Genomic DNA, 19,636 nt, shown 5'->3' with positions numbered 1-19,636 from the left:
ACCCTTACTCAATTACAACCACAACCACCACCTGTTTTTCCTCCATTTGCTCCAGCGGCAGCTTCCCGATAAACTTGAAATGCCGTCTCATATCGTTCAGCCGTTTTTGCACTTAATTTCATATCCGGATCATTGATGTATTGTTTATCATATTCTTTTACCGCTACACAAGATTGCATTACCACTAATAAAATTATAAAAAGTGCTATTTTATTCATCTTTATATTTTTTTAAATCTATATTCTTTGAGGAAAATATTTTTCCACTATCATCTACATAAATGCAACCAATTCCCGGTAATTGATTCACTAAATCCAATCCAACATCAACTCCCAGCACAAATATACCCGTTGCTAAAGCATCGGCTAATTCAGTTGTTTTTGCAAAAACGGATACACTTATAACTCCTGATGAAGGATAGCCTGTTCTAGTGTCAATTATATGTGAATATCTTTTTCCGTTGAAAGTTACAAATTTCTCATAGCTTCCGGATGTTTCTACAGCGCTGTCCTCTAATGGAAATGTTGCAAATATTTTATTTTTGTTTAAAGGATTTTTAATCCCAACTTTCCATTTTTCACCATTGGTTTGTTTTCCCCAAGTATTAATGTCTCCTGAGATGTTTACGATTCCGGCGACTACACCTTTTGAAATAAGTAAAGATTTAATTTTATCTGCTATAAATCCCTGTCCAATTCCTCCTAAGCCCAGTTTCATTCCTTCGAATTTTAGAAAAATAGTACTGTTTTTATGGTCTAAAATTATATTTTTGAATCCCACTTTTAAAACAGAATTCTTGATCTCTTGTGGAGTAGGCATTTTGGTCATACTTCCGTCAAATTTCCAGATCTTATCCATAGAAGCATAACTGATATCAAAAGCACCTGAGGTTAATTTTGATATTTCTATCGAGCGCTCCACTAAATCAAAAACTTCCTGAGGAACTTTAATTGGTCTTATACCTGCAAATTTATTAACCTGTGAAATTGGAGTTGTTGGGATCCAATCTGAAATTAGATTTTCAATGCGAGATACTTCAGCAACCGACATATCGATATAAAAATCTGCCTCTGGAATATCTTTTGCAACAACAGTCATCTCAAAAGGGCTGCCTAACATAGATAAAGTCCTTTTTTGAGTCACTTGAGCAGTTCCTACAGTGACCGCAAAGAGAAAAGAAATAGAAACAATTAATCTCATTATTTTTATTTGATAAATGATTTAAGCAACACAATATATTCTGTAGGAGAAACTTTCTTATAACCTGTTTTCCCTAGTACTTTACCTTTTTTATCCAAAACAATAACTAATGGAAACATCCCATCTTTATTATATTTTTCAGCTAAACTTTGATTCATTTTTTTTATTTCTGGTGACAATTGATTTTGTTTTTTCTTTGGAAAATCAGCACGTTCTAAGATTAAATTATTTTTTGCATATTCCATAAACTCGGTCGATTTCCAGATGTCTCTATCTAATTTAATACATGGTCCACACCAATCTGAACCAGAAAAAACAAGGAGAATATTCTTATTCTGTATAGCTGCTTCTGTTTTTGCTATCTCAAAATTAGTTTTCCATTCCTGCGAATAACCAATTGTTACTAAAAAAAGCAACATTACTAAGAATATTTTTTTCATGATTAATTTTCGTTTTTTATTTATGAATAGACTCTAAGAGAGTTTCCGGTCAATGAAGTATTGTATTGCTTCAAATTTGTGTTTGCCGGACCTCGAGCAACTACACCGGTACTGCTAAACTGCGCACCATGATTTGGACAAAGGAAATCATTTGCTGAAGCAACTTAATTTACATTAGTGCCTTCATGTGTACATGCAGCTGATACGGCAATGAAAGGTCCTGAATTAGTCCTTGCAACAACAATGCCTTGCGATACTAAAAACCCTCCACTTGAAGCTAATGAACCGGTACTCACATCAAGTATAAAATCTACTCCAGCTGGCGCAGGCGCTGGTGACGGTGTAGTGGAATTGTCACTAGAACAAGTAGAAGCTAATCCTGCGATGCAAGCAGGCACTAATACGGCTGCTGCCCCAAATCCTACTCTTGAAAAAAATCTTTCCTATTCATATTAATTTTTTTTTTTTAATAATACTATTACTACTCTACAAATTAACTCTAAATATAAAAGAAAATTGTTAAAAATTAACCTTCTTAAGCTAAAATTAAGAAGGCAATACATCTAGTAATTAATGCTTTTATTGTTTCAAATTAGTATTTTTGTAAAAAATAAATCCTTATGACGCTTTCAAAGAAGTTCTCTCCATTTTACAATCTTATGCTTTTCTATATTATTGTAAGCATTGTTTTAAGAATAGTTCTACTGTTTCATCCCATTACTCAAAGCTCATTTAGTTTTATCGATATCATTAAAATATTCGGTTTTGGATTGATTTCTGACTTTTTCATTTTTGTATTGGTGAGTGGCTTTTTATGGTTATACCTGATTTTTATTTCCAATTCAAAATACTTAAACCCTTACGGCTACCTCTTTTTCGGATTATTAGTAGCTTTTTTGTTATATGTGTCATTTGGCAACACGATTCTTAATGAATATGGCGGAGCTTTGCCTACAATTGGAATTGCTTTCATTGCCATAAAAACAATTTTATTTGGTTTATTGTTATTTTTACCAAAATATCGCAGTCAAATCAGGTTCTGGTTATTCACATTTGTCATTTTCTTGTATGTCGTTTTAATTTTGCAAAATGGAATCAGTGAATACTTTTTCTGGAATGAATTTGGTGTAAAATATAATTTTATAGCCGTAAATTATTTGGTTTATACCAATGAGGTTATTGGAAATATCATGCAGTCTTACCCTGTTATTCCTATATTCAGCGCATTGTTTATTGTTGCGGGTTTAATAACCTATATAATTGTAAGAAGATCGCGAAGTTATATTGACAACATCCCTTCTTTTATTCAAAAAATACAACTATCCGGAATATATCTTACTCTTTTTGGTCTTTCTTTATTCGCAATACCAGTTTTAGCGACTCAGGAAAATTCTCAGAATATTTTTGCGAATGAATTAGAAGCGAATGGAATATATAAATTCTTTTTAGCCTTTAAAAATAGTGAATTAGACTATTTTAAATTCTATAAAACACTACCAGAAAAAGAAGCATATACTTTGTTGCAAGAACAAATTCCTGGAATTTCAGGAGAAACTTCTTTAAGGAAAATTCAAAGTGAAGCAGCCGAAAATCATAAGAATGTTGTATTAATCACTATCGAAAGCTATAGTGCTGATTTTATGAAAGCATACGGAAATGAGTCAAATCTTACTCCGTTCTTGGATAGTTTAGCAACAAAAAGTTTAATGTTTACTAATCTTTATGCCGTGGGGAATAGAACCGTTCGAGGTCTTGAAGCCGTAACTTTGTGTTTCCCGCCTACTGCTGGTGAAAGTGTGGTAAAAAGAGAAGATAATAAGAACAAATTTTCAACTGGAAATATCTTTAAACAGAAAGGATACAATGTAAAATTCCTTTACGGTGGTGATGCTTTCTTTGATAACATGGAAGATTTTTATACCGGAAATGGCTACGGAATAGTGGATAAAAAAACATTCACTCCTGAAGAAATTACTTTTGCGAATGTATGGGGCGTTTGTGACGAGGACATGTACAATAAAGCCATTAAGGTCATGAATGTTGAAGCTAAGCAAAACAAGCCGTTCTTTAACCACATTATGACGGTAAGTAATCACCGACCATTTACGTATCCCAATAATAAAATTGATATTCCAGGAGATGCCAAATCTCGTGATGGTGGCGTAAAATATACGGATTTTGCGATGAAGAAATTCTTCGAAATGGCGAGCAAGCAACCTTGGTTTGCTAACACTGTTTTTGTAATTCTTGCGGATCATTGTGCTTCTAGTGCAGGAAAAACAGAACTCCCAGTTGATAAGTATCGAATTCCCGCAATGATTTACAGCCCAGGTTATGTTCAACCAAAACAATACACGAAGTTGATGTCTCAAATAGATGTCATGCCTACATTATTGGGATTATTGAATTTTAATTATCAAAGTAAATTCTATGGTCAGGATGTCTTAAAACCAGATTATAAGCCTAGAGCTTTAATAGCTACTTATCAGGATTTAGGATTGATAAAAGATAACGTTTTAACGGTTATTTCGCCAAAACAGCAAGTGAAGCAATTTCAATTAACTTTGAAAAAAGAGCAAAAAACAGCGCCCGATTTTCAAATCTATTACGATCAAATTCCTTTGGTAAAGGAAAGAACCGATTTAGTAAATCAAACTATTTCGTATTATCAAACGGCTTCGGATATTCTAAAGAAAAAGAAATATCAGAATGTAAACTAAATGAAAATGGGTGAGATATTAGTCTCACCCATTTTCATTTAGAATAATTACTGAAAATAATTTATTCTTTTTCGCTTTCTAAACCAAAAAGATCTCCTTTTTTAAATGATTTTAAATCGTGTTTTAGTCCTTTTTTATTGCGTTTTGTAAGTGCCGCATTATCAAGGTTACTTAAATCAGGTTTACCAGCATTTACCCAAGCAGTGTACCAAAAACTAGCCGTTGCAGTAATCGCTTTTTTCATTTGTTTCTCAACCATGCCGTCTAAAGCCGTATGAAGGTTAGCTGCATATTCATCAGAATATAGAACACCACCATATTTATTCTTTACGATCTTTCCGGCTTCATCAACAACATACATTTTATTTTCAGGAGTCGCAGTTCTTAATTTTTTGTCAATAGCTAATAATGGTTCCACTAAATTATGTGTGTCTACAATAATATCCCATGTTGCCTGATCTACATTTTCAATATATTTACCTTGTTCTACATTGAATTTATAATCTTTTACAAATAATTCAGGCAAACGGCTTTCCCATAAAGAATGAATTCCTTTTTGATTGGTATTTTGACCATCATGATTGTCTGAAGTATGCAATGGCATATGGGCATCTCCAATATAATGTCCTAGGTCAGCAGCAATGAATAATATTTCAGTTTTTCTTTTTTCTTTGAAGGCCTTCGTCAATTTGCCCATCATTTCCTGAATGTACCAAGGTAATGTTCCATTTTTCGACAAGAATTTCTCATCATATTTTTTCTTGGCAGCTTCCATAGTTTTAGGAAAACTGTCATTAGCACCAAAATTCTCCATATCAAAATAATGACGAGGACCTTCTGATTTGTCACTTAAAACAGATTTTCTTAAATCTGGAACAGTTGATTCCTGCGTAATAAAATCAATATGATTATAAAAAAAAGTCTGTAATGGTTTTGGGAGCGCCATTACTGCAGCATTATTGATTCGTTCATGTCCGACGATTCCCCATGATAAAAGAAAAAAAGTAATGCTTATTACAGATAACGCAATGAGTGTAGGTCTAATTTTAAAATTTTTCATTAAATTTATTTTTTTTGAAGGACAAATGTATTTCTTTAAATCGTTATTAAAAAAAATCTAGTTTAAGATTCTGTTAATTTTAAAAAAAATCTATCGAAATGTTTCGTCATCAAGGAAAAAACAGAACTTTTATTCATAATTTACGTTTGGCTACTTTATTGTCATTTGTGGCTGGAATTGTAAATGTAACTGGTGTTTTATCCATAAAAACATTGACAACTAATGTTACTGGACATTTTGCCTATTTTGCTGAAGAGGTTATGAAGCACAATTATTCCGCTGCATTTACCTTTTTTATTTTCACGATTTTCTTTCTCATCGGTTCTTTCGTATCTAATTTTTTAGCCGAATTAATTTCGAAAAAGCACCCGGATTTATCTCATGTCATTCCCATCACCTTAGAAATAATTGTTTTGATTGGTGTTGGCATTTTTGGAGGGCAATCGGAATTATCTTCATTTGAAGGAAAATGGATTGCTTTTGCAATGCTTTTTGCAATGGGAATTCAAAACTCATTAGTGACAAAAATATCACAATCAACGGTTAGGACAACCCATTTAACAGGGCTTTTTACTGATTTGGGAATAGAGCTGTCCCAACTTTTTTTCTATAAAAAACCGGAAGAAACAAAAAAATTAAAGACCAGTATTTATTTAAGATTATCGATTATAATTTTTTTCTTTCTAGGATGCTTTTCGGGAGGTTTTATGTATATTTTCTTGGAAATGAAAACACTTTTTGTATCCGCGTTCTTTCTTTTGGTGGCACTTTTATATGATTACATCAGACTTCAATTTCATGTTATTAAAAGAAAAACCTTTCATCATAAAACTAATTGAAATAAATTATTGCCGAAAGAGTGCCAATTGCAATGAAAATCCAAAGTGAAATACCTTGCAATAAAGGTTTGAAACCAACTGATTTTAATGCATTTAGATTCAAGCCTGCACCAATTAAAAACAAAGTTACCGTAAGGCCTATTTTAGCAATTGATACTAAATGCGGCGCTATTATGGCAGTTTGAGGTGTGTAAGTATTCATAATCATGGCCAAAATAAACAGTCCTATAAAATATGGGATTTTGATTTTACTGGATTTATTTTTAAAAATAACTGAAGTGATTAAAGCAACTGGAATTATCCATAAAGCTCTGGCTAATTTTACTGTAGTTGCTATTTGTAAAGCTTGAGCACCATATTTATTAGCAGCGCCAACAACAGAACTGGTGTCGTGAATAGCTATGGCACACCATAATCCAAATTCTTTTTGCGATAAATTCAATGCATGACCTACAGCAGGAAACAAAAATAGTGCAACCGAATTCAGAATAAAAATAACTCCCAAAGCAACTGATGTTTGCTTTTCATCTGATTGAATTATCGGTGCAATTGCAGCAATAGCACTTCCTCCACAAATAGCAGTTCCACAAGAAATTAAATGGGAAGTTTTCTTTTCGATGTTAAACCATCTGCCAAGAAAAGTTCCTAAAATTAAAGTACTAAAAATAGATGCGACTGTAAATAGAAATCCTTCCTTTCCCGCTGATAAAGTGGTAGTGATATTCATACCAAAACCTAACCCAACAACCGAAATTTGCAGCAATATATTCGTTGCTTTATGGTTGAGATGTATAAAAGGATGCCCCGAAATATTTGCTAAAATTAAACCTAACAATAAAGCAATTGGTGGGGAAATAAATGAAGTCATACAAACCAATAACAAAACAGCAAAAATAATTTGTTGCAATGTTGGTTTGATTTTTAATGAATTAATGCTGGTATATTGATTCCTTTCCAAAGTAAAACTGTTAAATTATCACCTAACAAAGGTGCACAGATAATTCAATAGTTACCAATTGTATAAAATAATGACTTATAACTTTAAGTTATAGTAACTGGCTATGTTTTTAATAAATAACTCCGAAAGCGAATCTGTTTTTCCTTGCAAAGTAATGATATAAAAAAAACGTTCAATCATTAAGTTCTTGACATCAATAATAGTCAATTCATTGTTTTTTAACTCTTTATTTATTGCGTGAATCGAAATAAAAGCAACACAATCAGAATTCATCAGGTACGATTTTATACTTTCAGTGCTTCCTAATTGCATTTCAATTGTCAGTTGAGAAAGTTTAATTTCAAAAGGTCTCAAAGCATATTCGATAACTTCCAGTGTTCCTGAACCTTGTTCGCGCATTAAAAATCGCATAGTTTTAAGATCTTCTTTTGTAATTTCTTCTTTGCTAACCAATGGATTTTTACTGTTGCAAACCAATACTAATTCATCTTTTAAAAATTTGGTGTAATTAATAGCCTGATTTTTAGATTGCCCTTCTACAATTCCAATTTCAATTTCTTTGTTCAATAAGGCGCTCTCAATTTGCTCTGTATTACCATTAAGCAAAGTAACCTTGATATCCTGCAATTTTTGATGGAAACGCGCTAAAAGTGGTGGAATTATATATTGAGAAATCGTAGTGCTGGCTCCCAATCGTAACATTCCTTGTTGTTTATTTATGAGAGCACTCAAATCAAAATCTATTTCACGGTAAATTTTAAATATATTTTTAGTGTGTTTTAATAACAGCTCTCCAGCTTTTGTAAGTGAAATTTTCGAACCATTTCTATCAAAAAGCTTGATTTTGTATTGTTCTTCTAATTCTTGAATGTGTTTAGAAACGGCAGGTTGCGTAATAAACAACTCGGTTGCTGCTTTTGTAAAACTCAATCTGTTGGCAACAGTAAAGAATACTTTTAGTCTAAAATCCATATTGTTTTTATTGTATTTTATTACAGTAATCCGTTGTATTTTCGAACAAACCATTCTGTCGCCAGAAGAATGGAAATCAACACCAACAACCAAACCCAATCAATCAAAGGCATTCTGGTAATGTTGTTTTTTTGAATTGATTTATATTCCTCATTTTCTAAAAGTGATTTTATCAAAACATCTACCTGATCAGGATAATACTCTTTTCCCTTAGTTTCCAAGGCTAACTGAAATAGTTTTTCCACATCGGGATTTACAAATTGTTTTTCAATATCAAAATCCAAAATTTCAAAATGACTGGAATAAGTGGTTTTTGAATTTAATTCTTTTACAGAAAAATTATAACTTCCCGCAGAAAGTCCATCAAGATTGACCGTATAAGAATTATTTCCTTTTAACAAGTCGTAGTTTTTAGTTTGTCTGGTTTTAGTATTGGTAACGGCAATTGTCAATCGTGCTTTTTCGTCAAATTCATAATTTTTATTAAAATACTGCGCAGAAATTTCAATAGCTTCTCCTGAATTATAAAAACTTTCGTGTTCTACAACCAATGACTTTTTGGAGTTATTGGAAGCCAAAAACTGAACAATCTTATCTATAAAAATATCAAATTTTTCAAAGGACTGATTATCAATATGACTCTGTAAACGCCATTTCCAGCTATTTTCACCTAAAAGAAAAGCAGAACGTTTTCCTTGATTTTCTGAAAAAGCAAGTAACGGAGCACTCGTTTCAATATTTCTGATTTTTGACGAAAGCAAAACAGACACATTACCATTGGCAATTACAGTTCCAAAAGCATTTTGCAAAGGAGCAAAATTTTCAAAACCAATATTATCAATTGCAAATAAATTAAACTGAGAATTAAATACAGACAAATAATCTTCTTTTTGTCCACTCATTTTAAATGTTAGACTGCTTTGGTTTTGATTCAAAAAATTGAAATCGGTATTATTTCCAGTAATAATAAAAGTATTGATTTCTGCTAATTTAGCGGTGTCAAAGACGGACTTAAATTCGCTAGTTGGTTGATACAAAATCAAAACATTATAATCTTGTAATGATTTGATATCGTTTGGCTTAATAATAGTAACTTTACGTTGTGCATTAGTTTCTATGGCACGTTTTAAAGCAGCAATATCAGGATGATTTATAGCTGAAATTATGGCCACATTTGTTTTCTGATCAATAACTTCTACGGCGAAATTCTTATTATTATTGAACGCATTTTTTTCTTTTTCTCCAGATGTAATGCTAGCTTTAAAAACTTGCAAACCTATTTTATTGGCTGGCAAGAGTACATTTATTGTTACTGTCTTTTTCGATGGAGAAAATAAAATATTTTGTTTGCTTACTACTGAATTTCCTTGCGTAATATTAAAATCGGCAGATACATTTTTGGTTCCTGAATACTGCAAAAAAACTTCTGCCGGGAATTTATTTTTATAGAAAGCATATTTATTAACGTTCAGTTGATTTATTTTTAAGTCAAATAATTTTGTGGTATCTCCTATTATTACAGGATATACTTTATTACCAGCATCAAAACTATATACATAATCATTTCCCGAAGTCTGATTCCCATCAGTTATAATAACTGTAGGGAAAATTACATTTCGATTAATACTCTTTAAGTTCTTGGCAATTACTTCAAGATTGGTTTGGCTTCCTTTGAAATTAAAAGTTGTAGACGGCTCAAAATCACTGTCAAATTGATAGGATTGAACATCAAACTTATTTTGGATTGACCCATTTGAGCTAATTTTTTTATACAATTCCAATGCTTTCTCTTTAGCATTCAAAAAAGTAACAGAACTGGAATTATCAACAACAATTGCTAAAGGTGTTTTTACAATTTCTAAAGTGCTTTTGGTAATTATTGGATTTATAAGCAATAATAAAATCAAAAATATGGAAGCAAAACGTAAAAATGCCAAAAACAAATTGACTTTCAATTTGTTTTTGGCATTGTATAAATATTGGTAAAATGACAAACCACCCGCTACAACTAATGAAAATATAATCAATAAGATAGTCGTTGTTGTCATTCTTTTTTATTTAAAAATTCAAAGATTAAATGATTTAAAGATTATGAAATTTCAACAATAACTCTTCAGACCAATTTTTAAATCTTTAGATTATTTAATTATGCTAAGTAAGCATTCCTCCACAAACGTTCATAACTTGACCGGTCACATAAGCACTCATATCAGACGCAAAGAAAAGACAAGCATTAGCAACATCTTCAGTAGTTCCGCCACGTTTCAATGGAATTCCGTCTCTCCATCCTTGAACCACATCATCACTTAATTTTGCCGTCATTTCAGTTTCGATAAATCCTGGTGCAATCGCGTTACAACGAATGTTCCGAGAACCTAATTCAAGTGCAACTGATTTTGTAAACCCAATAACACCTGCTTTCGATGCCGCATAATTGGTCTGACCCGCGTTACCCTTCACTCCTACTACAGAACTCATATTGATAATTGATCCTGAACGTTGTTTCAAGAAAGTACGTTGAATCGCTTTGGTCATATTAAAAACGGATTTCAAATTTACATCAATTACTTGGTCAAAATCGGCTTCAGACATACGCATCAATAAATTATCTTTGGTAATCCCAGCATTATTGATCAAAACATCTACAGTTCCAAATTCAGCAATTACTGCATTAACCATAGTTTGCGCTTCATTAAAATCAGCAGCGTTTGATTGATATCCTTTGGCTTTAATTCCTAAAGCGTTCAATTCATTCTCAAGAGCCAAAGCTGATTCAACAGAGGAACTATACGTAAAAGCAACATTTGCACCATTTTTTGCAAAAACCTCTGCAATTCCTTTACCAATTCCGCGACTTGCGCCAGTAATAATGACAACCTTTCCTTCTAGTAATTTCATGTTCTAAAATTAATTTAATATTTATTTGAAGCTATTCCTGCTATACGTTTCAATCTTTTTCTTTTGTTCTCTTCCTCGCTTTTCAAGCGAAATCGAACTGACAAGAAAAAGGATTTCCACTTCTATCAGGGCTAATTTACACTCGTCAAATATAGCAATAATTGTGGGTTCAAAAAAAATTACAGCTTCAATTAAACCTTTTATAAAAAAAAATGTCCTAAAACTAAGTAAAACGGTTTAACGTGATTAAAGCTTCAAAATATTTAGATACAATCATAATAAAATTACTAGATTTGAAATTGACTCTAATTAAGAAAAAAAGTAAAAAAAACAATCTAAAATACAAGAAACCCAAATAGAATCAACGACCTCATTTTTTAACTTAACCAATTAATAAGAACAAGATCTCCTCCTTATTATTTTTTGCAGGATTACTCGTTTTTACAGCTTGTAGCAAAAATGAAAGCACTGAAACAACTGTGATTGCCGATTCCTATCCCAATGTGACTGCTACTTTTTCTGATAAAATTGACTTAAATAATTTGAGTAATTATGCTAACCTAAGTATCCCTTCTTACATAACTAAAGATAACATTGCAGGAAATCCAGTAACTGACAAAGGAACGACATTAGGTAGGGTTCTGTTTTATGATAAAAACTTATCCTCAAATAATACAATTTCATGTTCTTCCTTCCACATTCTAGCAAATGCTTTTGGAGATGTGGCTATTGCCAGCGACGGAATAAACGGAACGAGCACCAGACATTCCATGAGGTTGGTAAATTCTAGATTTTCAAGAGAAAACAAGTTTTTTTAGGACAAACGAGCAGCGACATTAGAATTGCAAACTACACAACCTATTCAAAATCATATTGAAATGGGTTTTAGCGGAACCTTAGGTGATGCAAACCTGACAATTCTCATTGCAAAGCTGCAGAACATTGGCTATTACAAAGAATTGTTTAAATATACTTATGGCTCTGAAATTATTACAGAAAGCAAGATTCAGCTGACTTTGACACAATTTATAAGAAGCATTCAATCCTTTGATTCTAAATATGATGCTGGAAGAGCATTAGTTGCAAATGACGGCCAACCCTTCGCTAACTTTACGGCACAAGAAAATCAAGGTAAGAATTTGTTTTTAACACCTCCGGTTTTTGACGCAACCGGAAATAGAACTTCTGGACGGGTAGGATGCGCGGTTTGCCATGCCGCTCCTGAGTTTGATATTGATGGCAATAAAAAAAACAATGGTATTATAGGTGTTTTAAACGCACCGGGAATTGACATCACAAACACAAGAGCACCATCATTGAGAGATCTGGTCAAACCAAATGGGAGTTCAAATGGTTCCTTGATGCATACGGGAAATTTAGCAACACTACAAAATGTTATTGGGCATTATGGAAGTATCAATTTAGCTCCCGGAAATACAAATTTGGATCCAAGATTAGCGCCAAATGGTGTTGGACAAAAATTAAATTTTACTGCTCCCGAAGTTAACGCTCTTGTCGCTTTCATTCAAACATTATCAGGAACTAATGTATATGTGGATACAAAATGGTCGACACCCTTTAAATAGAAAAAGCTCCAAATAGGAGCTTTTAAATTATTTTAAAAAACGGATTGTATTAAAAAGCTACATTCCATTTTGGTAATTTTTCATTTTCATCAAGGAAATTTTGCAAAACTTGTCCTTCTACGAATGTTGGGATTACTTTAGTTTTATCATTGAAAGTTTCATACCAAACCACTTCAATTGTACTAATGTCTTCGATTTTCATTTGAGCTGGCCAAGAATATTTTCTTCCAGTTTTTGCAAATTGGTGTCCTTCAACGATTTTATCCTTAAGACCACCATTTTTAATTTTCAAAGTTCCGTCATTCTGAACCGTTCCAGTAGAACCAACCATAATTAACTCTTTCTCATCTCCTACCGAATACACTAAAAACACTCCAGATCCTTCGGAAGCATTACAAACTTCTTCTAAACTATCGTCTGTCGTAAATGAAAACTGATTGGTAACTTTGAATTTTTTTAACTCTTTGTACATATTATTATATTTTTATTTGAATTGGCTTTAACAAAAAAAATACCTCACAAAATCGTGAGGCTCACTGAAAACCATTCGTTTATGTTTGCTCTTATTATTATTGACTGGGTAAACCAAAGAATTTTAATAAAGTGCAAAGATATTTCTTTAATTCAATTTATAATAAAAAAGCCCCACAAATTGTGAGGCTTTTAAAATATTTAATTCACGGTTAGATTAACCTAAAACTTCTTTTACTTTTTTACCAATTTCAGCTGGAGAATCCACAACGTGTATTCCACATTCTCTCATGATCTGTTTTTTAGCTTCAGCAGTATCATCAGATCCACCAACAATAGCACCTGCATGTCCCATTGTACGTCCTGGAGGAGCCGTAACTCCTGCAATAAACCCTACAACTGGTTTACGGTTACCATCAGCTTTTATCCAATGAGCAGCATCCGCTTCTAATTGTCCACCAATTTCACCTATCATTACGATACATTCTGTTTCTGGGTCATTCATCAATAGTTCAACCGCTTCTTTTGTAGTTGTTCCAATGATTGGGTCTCCACCAATACCAATTGCAGTAGTGATTCCTAATCCTTGTTTTACCACTTGGTCAGCAGCTTCATAGGTTAATGTTCCTGATTTAGAAACAATACCTACAGTTCCTTTTTTGAAAACAAATCCTGGCATAATTCCAACTTTAGCTTCACCTGGAGTAATTATTCCTGGGCAGTTAGGTCCAATTAATCGAGCATTTCTTTCTTTAACATAGCTATTCGCCTTAATCATATCAGCTACAGGAATTCCCTCAGTGATAGCGATAATTACTTTAATACCCGCATCAGCAGCTTCCATAATTGCATCAGCAGCAAAAGCTGGCGGAACAAAAATGATAGTTGTATCTGCTCCTGCTTGCTCAACGGCGTCTTTTACCGTATTGAAAACGGGTCTGTCTAAGTGAGTTGTCCCACCTTTTCCTGGAGTTACACCACCAACAACATTCGTACCGTATTCAATCATTTGAGAAGCGTGGAAGGTTCCTTCACTTCCGGTAAATCCTTGAACAATTATTTTGGAATCTTTATTAACTAAAACACTCATGATATATATTTTATGTAGTTTTTAAAATTGTCAAGCAAAAGTAAGGTTTTCGAAATTATTTCCGAGCCTTTTTTTGTCAAAATAAATTATGATAGTTGGCTCATTTGATAACCCCTGAACAATTTATTGTCTTTTATTTGCCATATCGCCATAAAATGAGCTAATAACATTTCCTCTCTTGGATTTTCAATTGTTTTTACAAAATGAGAATACCGCACTGAAATCGTATCATTTTCCGCAATTATTTGGCTTATTCTTACTTTAGATCGAACATAAGCTTTGCTTAAATCATGCGATAAATTCAATAAGGAATCATAATTGAGTTGCAAAAATCCCTTACTGCTATTCCAATCTAAAAGAACATCAGGATGCAAAAATTCTTTCATGACATCGCTGTCAATCAGTGCATCTGATTTATAAAATTTTTGAACAATTTCTTTAGCAGACATATTATTTTAATTTATTTAGAATTTCTGGGATCTTCTTGATATTAGCTAGTTGCTTCAATTTTTCTCTTGACTCTTCTATTGGAGTACCAAAATAAGACTTACCGCCTTCCACAGATTTAGTCACTCCAGTTTGACCCAGAATAACTGCCTTTGCTCCAATTGTTATCCCACTTGTAGTTCCGACTTGTCCCCAAATCGTTACATCATCTTCGATTATTACACATCCTGCAATTCCAGTTTGTGAAGCAATCAAACAGTTTTTCCCAATCACGGTATCATGACCTACGTGAACCTGATTATCAATTTTAGTACCTTCTCCAATGGTAGTGTCGCCTGTAACTCCTTTGTCTATTGTACAAAGAGCACCAATTCCAACATTATCTTTTATTACCACGCGACCTCCGGAAAGTAATTGATCATAACCTTCAGCACGTTTCTTATAATAAAAGGCATCGGCTCCAAGAATTGTACCTGCGTGTATCATTACATTATCACCAATAACCGTATAATCATAAATGGAAACGTTAGAATGTATTAAGCAATTTTTCCCAATGACCACATGATTTCCAATAAACGTATTTGGTTGTATAATAGTTCCTTGGCCTATAGAAGCTGAAGTGGCTATTGACACATTGGAAAACTGGAAAGGTTTAAAATGATTGGTTAATTTATTGAAATCTCTAAAAGGATCATCAGAAATCAAAAGTGCTTTCCCTTCAGGGCAATCCACTTTTTTATTAATCAAAACTATAGTGGCAGCTGAATTTAATGCTTTGTCGTAATATTTAGGATGATCTACAAAAACGATATCACCTGATTCAACAACATGGATTTCATTCATTCCAGATACTGTAAAATTAGCATCACCAACATATTCACAGTTGATAATATTGGCAATTTCTTCTAAAGAATAAACTTTTTGGAATTTCATTTTTTTAGTTTTTAGTCTCAGTTTTCAGTCCCAGTTTTCAATCTTTACCGACACGAACTGTCTACTGAGACTGAAAACTTATAAAAACTATTCCTTAACTCGTTCCATGTAAGAACCAGTTGCTGTATCAATTTTTATTTTATCACCTTCATTAATAAATAAAGGAACATTTACTGTCGCTCCAGTTTCAACTGTAGCTGATTTTGTAGCATTTGTAGCTGTATTTCCTTTAATTCCAGGTTCAGCATAAGTCACTTCAAGAACTACTGAAGCCGGCATATCAACTGAAAGCGGTAAATCAGTTTCAGTATTGATACTTACCATTACATTTTCTCCTTCTTTTAATAAATCAGGTGAATCTAATATGTTTTTATTCAAAGAAATTTGCTCGAAAGTCTCTGCATTCATAAAGTGAAACAAATCACCTTCTGGGTATAAATATTGAAATTTATGATTCTCAACTCTAACTTCTTCAATTTTATGTCCTGCAGAAAAAGTATTGTCCAAAACTTTCCCATTTGTCAAACTTCTTAGCTTGGTTCTTACAAACGCAGGACCTTTACCTGGTTTAACGTGAAGAAATTCAATTATTTTATATATATCATTATTGTACTTGATGCACAATCCGTTTTTAATATCTGATGTAGATGCCATTATATTGTTTGTTTTTTATTAATATTTTTATTTTGTACTAACTGAAATTAATTTTAATAATTTCCAGAATATCCTTTCATTACTCCCCTTGACGAATTTCTGATAAAATCAATAATTTCATCTCTCTCCGGTGTTGCTTCCATCTCCGCTTCTATAATTCCTAAAGCTTGAGTTGTGTTGTAATTTTTTTGATAAAGAATTCGGTATATATCCTGAATTTCTCTAATTTTTTCTGTTGTAAATCCTCGTCTTCTTAACCCTACAGAATTGATTCCAACATAAGATAACGGTTCTTTTGCCGCTTTTGTGTAAGGAGGAACGTCTTTTCTAACTAATGACCCGCCTGATATCATGGCATGATCCCCTATCTGAATAAACTGATGCACTGCTGCCAAACCACCAATCACTGCAAATTTACCCACAGTAACATGACCTGCAAGGGCAACTCCGTTTACAATAATTGCATTATCACCAATATGGCAATCGTGCGCAATATGAGCTGTAGCCATTACTAAACAATTATTACCCAGTGTGGTTTGTCCTGATGCTATTGTACCTCTATTAATAGTTACGCATTCTCTAATCGTACAATTGTCTCCAATTATTGCTAAAGAATCTTCTCCACCAAACTTCAAATCTTGTGGAACAGCTGAAATAACTGCACCTGGAAAAATATTACAATTTTTCCCTATTCTCGCCCCTTCCATAATGGTAACATTTGATCCAATCCACGTTCCGTCACCTATAATAACATTATTATGAATGGTCGTGAATGGCTCAATAACTACATTTTTAGCAATTTTAGCGCCTGGATGAACATATGCTAGTGGTTGATTCATATTCTTTTTTTAATCGTTTAACTGTTTTATCGATTAATCGAATTAACGATTAATCAAATCAACAAAAAAATTACTGTTTTTTTGCAATTTGCGCCATTAATTCCGCTTCAGCAACCAATTTTCCATTTGCGTAAGCATTAGCTTGCATATGACAAATTCCTCTTCTGATAGGCGTTATTAAATCACATTTAAAAATCAAAGTATCACCAGGCAATACTTTTTGTTTGAATTTGACATTGTCTATTTTCATAAAATAAGTCAAATAATTTTCTGGATCAGGAACCGTGCTCAAAACAAGAATTCCTCCTGTTTGCGCCATTGCCTCCACAATTAAAACGCCTGGCATAACCGGAGCTTCCGGAAAATGTCCAACAAAGAAATTTTCGTTCATCGTAACATTTTTCATCCCTACAACATGACTTTCAGACATTTCAATAATTCTGTCAATCAATAAAAATGGTGGTCTGTGAGGAAGAACAGCCATGATTTTATGAATATCCATCAATGGTTCTTGATGCAAATCGTAAACAGGGACGTAATTTCTCTGTTCTATTTTTATGATTTTTGCCATTTTTTTGGCAAATTGTGTATTTACAAAATGTCCTGGTTTATTAGCAATAACTTTACCTTGTATTTTGGTTCCAATTAAAGCTAAATCCCCAACCACATCAAGGAGTTTATGTCTTGCAGCTTCATTAGGATAATGTAACGTAAGATTGTCTAATATTCCGTTAGGTTTCACCGTCAATTCCTCTTTACCAAATGCAACTTTCAAATTTTCCATTGTAGCTGCTGATATTTCTTTATCAACGTATACAATAGCATTATTTAAATCGCCTCCTTTGATCAATCCGTTTTCTAAAAGGGATTCTAATTCATGCAAAAAACTAAAAGTTCTGGAATCAGATATTTCTGTTTTAAATTCAGAAATGCCTTTCATAGTAGCATTTTGAGTTCCCAAAATTTTAGTTCCGAAATCAACCATCGCAGTCACACAATAATGTTCGCTGGGCATAATTAATATTTCACTTCCTGTAGCTTCATCAGTAAAAGAAATAACTTCTTTCACCACATAAACATTACGCTTTGCATTTTGTTCTTCAATACCCGCTTTTTCAAGCGCTTCCACAAAATATTTAGCAGAACCATCCATTATAGGCAATTCTGATGCATTAAGTTCAATGATCACATTGTCTAAATCGCATCCGGTAAGTGCTGCTAAAACGTGTTCTGGAGTTTGTATTTTTACACCAAGTTTCTCTAAATTAGTACCTCTTTGTGTGTTTACAACATAATTTGCATCAGCTTCAACTATAGGACTTCCTTCCAGATCTACCCTAACAAAAGTAAAACCATTGTTTATTGGAGCAGGTTTGAAAGTCATTTTCACTTCTTTTCCTGTATGTAATCCAACTCCAGTTAGTGAAATTTCCGTTTTGATGGTCTTCTGTTTAACCATTTTTTCCATTTTTTTGGTTTAATATTTGTTTTTTTAATTCTTTTATTTCTGCTATAATTTTTGGGAAATTCTTGAAATGAACATACGATTTACTAAAATCGTTATATCCAAATGCTGGGCTTCCCTGTAAAATATCATTGTCTTTTATATTCTTTCCAACTCCGGATTGTGCCTGAATTCTAACGTTGCTTCCAATAGTCAAATGACCTGCAATTCCTACCTGACCGCCTATCATTCCGTTTTTTCCGATTTTTGTAGAACCAGCTACTCCAGTTTGAGCAGCGATAACTGTATTCTCACCAATCTCAACATTATGGGCAATCTGAATCTGATTGTCAAGCTTCACTCCTTTTCTAATAATTGTTGAACCCATTGTCGCCCTATCGATCGTTGTACAAGATCCAATATCAACATTATCTTCTATAACTACATTCCCTATTTGAGGAATTTTACTATAAGTTCCATCTGGATTTGGTGCAAAACCAAAGCCGTCAGCCCCTATAATAGCTCCGGAATGTATCGTGCAATTATTCCCTATAATAGTTTCTGAATAAATTTTTGCACCAGCAAAAATAGTCACATTATCGCCTACTACAACATTATCTCCAAGAAAACAATTAGGGTAAATTTTTACCTTTTCTCCTAATATTACATTTTCACCTATATAACTAAAACTGCCTAAGTATAAGTTCTCTCCATAAATTGCAGTTTCTGAAATAACGGATGGTTGTTCAATCCCATTTTTATTTCCTTTCGCCTTGTCGTAAAATTCTAATAATTTAGAAAAAGACATATAAGGATCTTCCACTTTTATTAGAGTGGTCTTTATTTCTATTTCAGGGACAAAGGTTTTGTTTACAATCGTAATTGTAGCTTCCGTTGTATAAATAAAGTTATTGTATTTGGGGTTCGATAAAAAAGTTAATGAACCCTCTTTTCCTTCTTCAATCTTAGACAATTGATTCACTTCAGCTTTGGGATTCCCAACAACTTCACCCTCCAAAATACCCGCTATTTGTTCTGCTGTAAATTTCATCTTATCGGATTATATTTTTTATAGGTATAAGATG

Annotated in this window: 19 protein-coding genes and 2 pseudogenes; 4 read left to right on the top strand and 17 right to left on the bottom strand. The window is 32.9% G+C overall.

Going from position 1 to position 19,636, the window contains the following annotated elements; all coding sequences use genetic code 11:
• Nucleotides 1-8 precede the first annotated feature (8 nt).
• The 4 genes and pseudogenes from ACFX5F_RS10470 to ACFX5F_RS10455 form a co-directional block, all read right to left on the bottom strand.
• Nucleotides 9-218: a DUF4266 domain-containing protein gene (locus tag ACFX5F_RS10470; protein WP_379851988.1), complete on the bottom strand. Its 210-nt coding sequence runs from the start codon at nt 216-218 to the stop codon at nt 9-11.
• Complete coding sequence (locus ACFX5F_RS10465) at nt 211-1,200, bottom strand: FAD:protein FMN transferase (RefSeq protein ID WP_379851987.1); 990 nt, start codon at nt 1,198-1,200, stop codon at nt 211-213. Before ACFX5F_RS10465 ends, ACFX5F_RS10470 begins: the two co-directional genes overlap by 8 nt.
• Nucleotides 1,201-1,205: 5 nt before the next feature.
• Entirely contained in the window at nt 1,206-1,640 is a 435-nt protein-coding gene (locus ACFX5F_RS10460) for a thioredoxin family protein (RefSeq protein WP_379851986.1), read from the bottom strand.
• Nucleotides 1,641-1,660: 20 nt separating this feature from the next.
• Nucleotides 1,661-1,780: pseudogene (locus ACFX5F_RS10455) on the bottom strand (hypothetical protein); the annotation flags it as partial.
• A 37-nt stretch (nt 1,781-1,817) separates the two neighbouring features.
• On the opposite strand from ACFX5F_RS10455, the gene ACFX5F_RS10450 reads away from it, so the two are divergent.
• On the top strand, nt 1,818-2,096 hold the full coding sequence (locus ACFX5F_RS10450) for a hypothetical protein (RefSeq protein ID WP_379851985.1): 279 nt from the start codon (nt 1,818-1,820) through the stop codon (nt 2,094-2,096).
• 164 nt (nt 2,097-2,260) lie between these two features.
• Entirely contained in the window at nt 2,261-4,360 is a 2,100-nt protein-coding gene (locus ACFX5F_RS10445) for an LTA synthase family protein (protein WP_379851984.1), read from the top strand.
• Nucleotides 4,361-4,421: 61 nt separating this feature from the next.
• On the opposite strand, the gene ACFX5F_RS10440 is transcribed toward ACFX5F_RS10445, so the two are convergent.
• Entirely contained in the window at nt 4,422-5,420 is a 999-nt protein-coding gene (locus ACFX5F_RS10440) for a zinc dependent phospholipase C family protein (RefSeq protein WP_379851983.1), read from the bottom strand.
• Between the two features lie 98 nt (nt 5,421-5,518).
• Between ACFX5F_RS10440 and ACFX5F_RS10435 the strand changes: the two genes are divergently transcribed.
• Nucleotides 5,519-6,259 carry a YoaK family protein gene (locus ACFX5F_RS10435; RefSeq protein ID WP_379851982.1) on the top strand — a complete coding sequence of 247 codons (741 nt, stop codon included), beginning with the start codon at nt 5,519-5,521 and terminating at the stop codon, nt 6,257-6,259.
• On the opposite strand, the gene ACFX5F_RS10430 is transcribed toward ACFX5F_RS10435, so the two are convergent.
• The 4 genes from ACFX5F_RS10430 to fabG all read right to left on the bottom strand — a co-directional run bounded on the left by ACFX5F_RS10430 (nt 6,252) and on the right by fabG (nt 11,087).
• On the bottom strand, nt 6,252-7,217 hold the full coding sequence (locus tag ACFX5F_RS10430) for a YeiH family protein (protein ID WP_379851981.1): 966 nt from the start codon (nt 7,215-7,217) through the stop codon (nt 6,252-6,254). The two genes, ACFX5F_RS10435 and ACFX5F_RS10430, sit on opposite strands and share 8 nt — an antisense overlap.
• Before the next feature lie 75 nt (nt 7,218-7,292).
• Nucleotides 7,293-8,189 carry a LysR family transcriptional regulator gene (locus tag ACFX5F_RS10425; protein WP_379851980.1) on the bottom strand — a complete coding sequence of 299 codons (897 nt, stop codon included), beginning with the start codon at nt 8,187-8,189 and terminating at the stop codon, nt 7,293-7,295.
• A 20-nt stretch (nt 8,190-8,209) separates the two neighbouring features.
• The gene (locus tag ACFX5F_RS10420) at nt 8,210-10,237 is read right to left on the bottom strand and encodes a hypothetical protein (RefSeq protein ID WP_379851979.1); all 2,028 of its coding nucleotides are present in this window, start codon (nt 10,235-10,237) and stop codon (nt 8,210-8,212) included.
• A 103-nt stretch (nt 10,238-10,340) separates the two neighbouring features.
• Complete coding sequence (fabG, locus tag ACFX5F_RS10415; protein ID WP_379851978.1) at nt 10,341-11,087, bottom strand: 3-oxoacyl-[acyl-carrier-protein] reductase; 747 nt, start codon at nt 11,085-11,087, stop codon at nt 10,341-10,343.
• 479 nt (nt 11,088-11,566) lie between these two features.
• On the opposite strand from fabG, the pseudogene ACFX5F_RS10410 reads away from it, so the two are divergent.
• A pseudogene (locus tag ACFX5F_RS10410) lies at nt 11,567-12,673 on the top strand (cytochrome-c peroxidase).
• Between the two features lie 49 nt (nt 12,674-12,722).
• On the opposite strand, the gene ACFX5F_RS10405 reads toward ACFX5F_RS10410, so the two are convergent.
• The 8 genes from ACFX5F_RS10405 to lpxD form a co-directional block, all read right to left on the bottom strand.
• A complete protein-coding gene (locus ACFX5F_RS10405) occupies nt 12,723-13,145 on the bottom strand; it encodes a hypothetical protein (protein ID WP_379851977.1) in 423 nt (140 codons plus the stop codon).
• A 216-nt stretch (nt 13,146-13,361) separates the two neighbouring features.
• Complete coding sequence (sucD, locus tag ACFX5F_RS10400) at nt 13,362-14,234, bottom strand: succinate--CoA ligase subunit alpha (RefSeq protein WP_035672307.1); 873 nt, start codon at nt 14,232-14,234, stop codon at nt 13,362-13,364.
• Nucleotides 14,235-14,320: 86 nt separating this feature from the next.
• Nucleotides 14,321-14,683 carry a nuclear transport factor 2-like protein gene (locus ACFX5F_RS10395; RefSeq protein WP_379851976.1) on the bottom strand — a complete coding sequence of 121 codons (363 nt, stop codon included), beginning with the start codon at nt 14,681-14,683 and terminating at the stop codon, nt 14,321-14,323.
• A 1-nt stretch (nt 14,684) separates the two neighbouring features.
• Nucleotides 14,685-15,614, bottom strand: coding sequence for a UDP-3-O-(3-hydroxymyristoyl)glucosamine N-acyltransferase (locus ACFX5F_RS10390; protein WP_379851975.1), 930 nt, complete (start codon nt 15,612-15,614; stop codon nt 14,685-14,687).
• 87 nt (nt 15,615-15,701) lie between these two features.
• The gene (efp, locus tag ACFX5F_RS10385) at nt 15,702-16,268 is read right to left on the bottom strand and encodes an elongation factor P (RefSeq protein ID WP_379851974.1); all 567 of its coding nucleotides are present in this window, start codon (nt 16,266-16,268) and stop codon (nt 15,702-15,704) included.
• A 53-nt stretch (nt 16,269-16,321) separates the two neighbouring features.
• Nucleotides 16,322-17,107, bottom strand: a complete 786-nt coding sequence (lpxA, locus tag ACFX5F_RS10380; protein ID WP_073208626.1) for an acyl-ACP--UDP-N-acetylglucosamine O-acyltransferase — start codon at nt 17,105-17,107, stop codon at nt 16,322-16,324.
• A 70-nt stretch (nt 17,108-17,177) separates the two neighbouring features.
• Nucleotides 17,178-18,566, bottom strand: coding sequence for a bifunctional UDP-3-O-[3-hydroxymyristoyl] N-acetylglucosamine deacetylase/3-hydroxyacyl-ACP dehydratase (locus tag ACFX5F_RS10375; protein ID WP_379851973.1), 1,389 nt, complete (start codon nt 18,564-18,566; stop codon nt 17,178-17,180).
• Entirely contained in the window at nt 18,559-19,602 is a 1,044-nt protein-coding gene (lpxD, locus tag ACFX5F_RS10370) for a UDP-3-O-(3-hydroxymyristoyl)glucosamine N-acyltransferase (RefSeq protein ID WP_379851972.1), read from the bottom strand. Before lpxD ends, ACFX5F_RS10375 begins: the two co-directional genes overlap by 8 nt.
• Nucleotides 19,603-19,636 lie beyond the last annotated feature (34 nt).

The organism is Flavobacterium zhoui (assembly GCF_042787235.1).
Lineage (GTDB): Bacteria > Bacteroidota > Bacteroidia > Flavobacteriales > Flavobacteriaceae > Flavobacterium > Flavobacterium zhoui.
The sequence above is the reverse complement of the archived record's forward strand: the minus strand, read 5'-3'. Positions and strand labels throughout refer to the sequence as shown.

Bases quoted from the DNA above. Each gene is read 5' to 3' on its own strand.
- efp (WP_379851974.1), bottom strand. From the start codon at position 16,268: ATGGCATCTACATCAGATATTAAAAACGGATTGTGCATCAAGTACAAT.
- ACFX5F_RS10440 (WP_379851983.1), bottom strand. From the start codon at position 5,420: ATGAAAAATTTTAAAATTAGACCTACACTCATTGCGTTATCTGTAATA.
- lpxD (WP_379851972.1), bottom strand. From the start codon at position 19,602: ATGAAATTTACAGCAGAACAAATAGCGGGTATTTTGGAGGGTGAAGTT.
- ACFX5F_RS10470 (WP_379851988.1), bottom strand. From the start codon at position 218: ATGAATAAAATAGCACTTTTTATAATTTTATTAGTGGTAATGCAATCT.
- ACFX5F_RS10465 (WP_379851987.1), bottom strand. From the start codon at position 1,200: ATGAGATTAATTGTTTCTATTTCTTTTCTCTTTGCGGTCACTGTAGGA.
- ACFX5F_RS10435 (WP_379851982.1), top strand. From the start codon at position 5,519: ATGTTTCGTCATCAAGGAAAAAACAGAACTTTTATTCATAATTTACGT.
- ACFX5F_RS10375 (WP_379851973.1), bottom strand. From the start codon at position 18,566: ATGGTTAAACAGAAGACCATCAAAACGGAAATTTCACTAACTGGAGTT.
- ACFX5F_RS10405 (WP_379851977.1), bottom strand. From the start codon at position 13,145: ATGTACAAAGAGTTAAAAAAATTCAAAGTTACCAATCAGTTTTCATTT.
- fabG (WP_379851978.1), bottom strand. From the start codon at position 11,087: ATGAAATTACTAGAAGGAAAGGTTGTCATTATTACTGGCGCAAGTCGC.
- ACFX5F_RS10425 (WP_379851980.1), bottom strand. From the start codon at position 8,189: ATGGATTTTAGACTAAAAGTATTCTTTACTGTTGCCAACAGATTGAGT.
- ACFX5F_RS10390 (WP_379851975.1), bottom strand. From the start codon at position 15,614: ATGAAATTCCAAAAAGTTTATTCTTTAGAAGAAATTGCCAATATTATC.
- ACFX5F_RS10460 (WP_379851986.1), bottom strand. From the start codon at position 1,640: ATGAAAAAAATATTCTTAGTAATGTTGCTTTTTTTAGTAACAATTGGT.
- ACFX5F_RS10420 (WP_379851979.1), bottom strand. From the start codon at position 10,237: ATGACAACAACGACTATCTTATTGATTATATTTTCATTAGTTGTAGCG.
- ACFX5F_RS10445 (WP_379851984.1), top strand. From the start codon at position 2,261: ATGACGCTTTCAAAGAAGTTCTCTCCATTTTACAATCTTATGCTTTTC.
- sucD (WP_035672307.1), bottom strand. From the start codon at position 14,234: ATGAGTGTTTTAGTTAATAAAGATTCCAAAATAATTGTTCAAGGATTT.
- ACFX5F_RS10395 (WP_379851976.1), bottom strand. From the start codon at position 14,683: ATGTCTGCTAAAGAAATTGTTCAAAAATTTTATAAATCAGATGCACTG.
- lpxA (WP_073208626.1), bottom strand. From the start codon at position 17,107: ATGAATCAACCACTAGCATATGTTCATCCAGGCGCTAAAATTGCTAAA.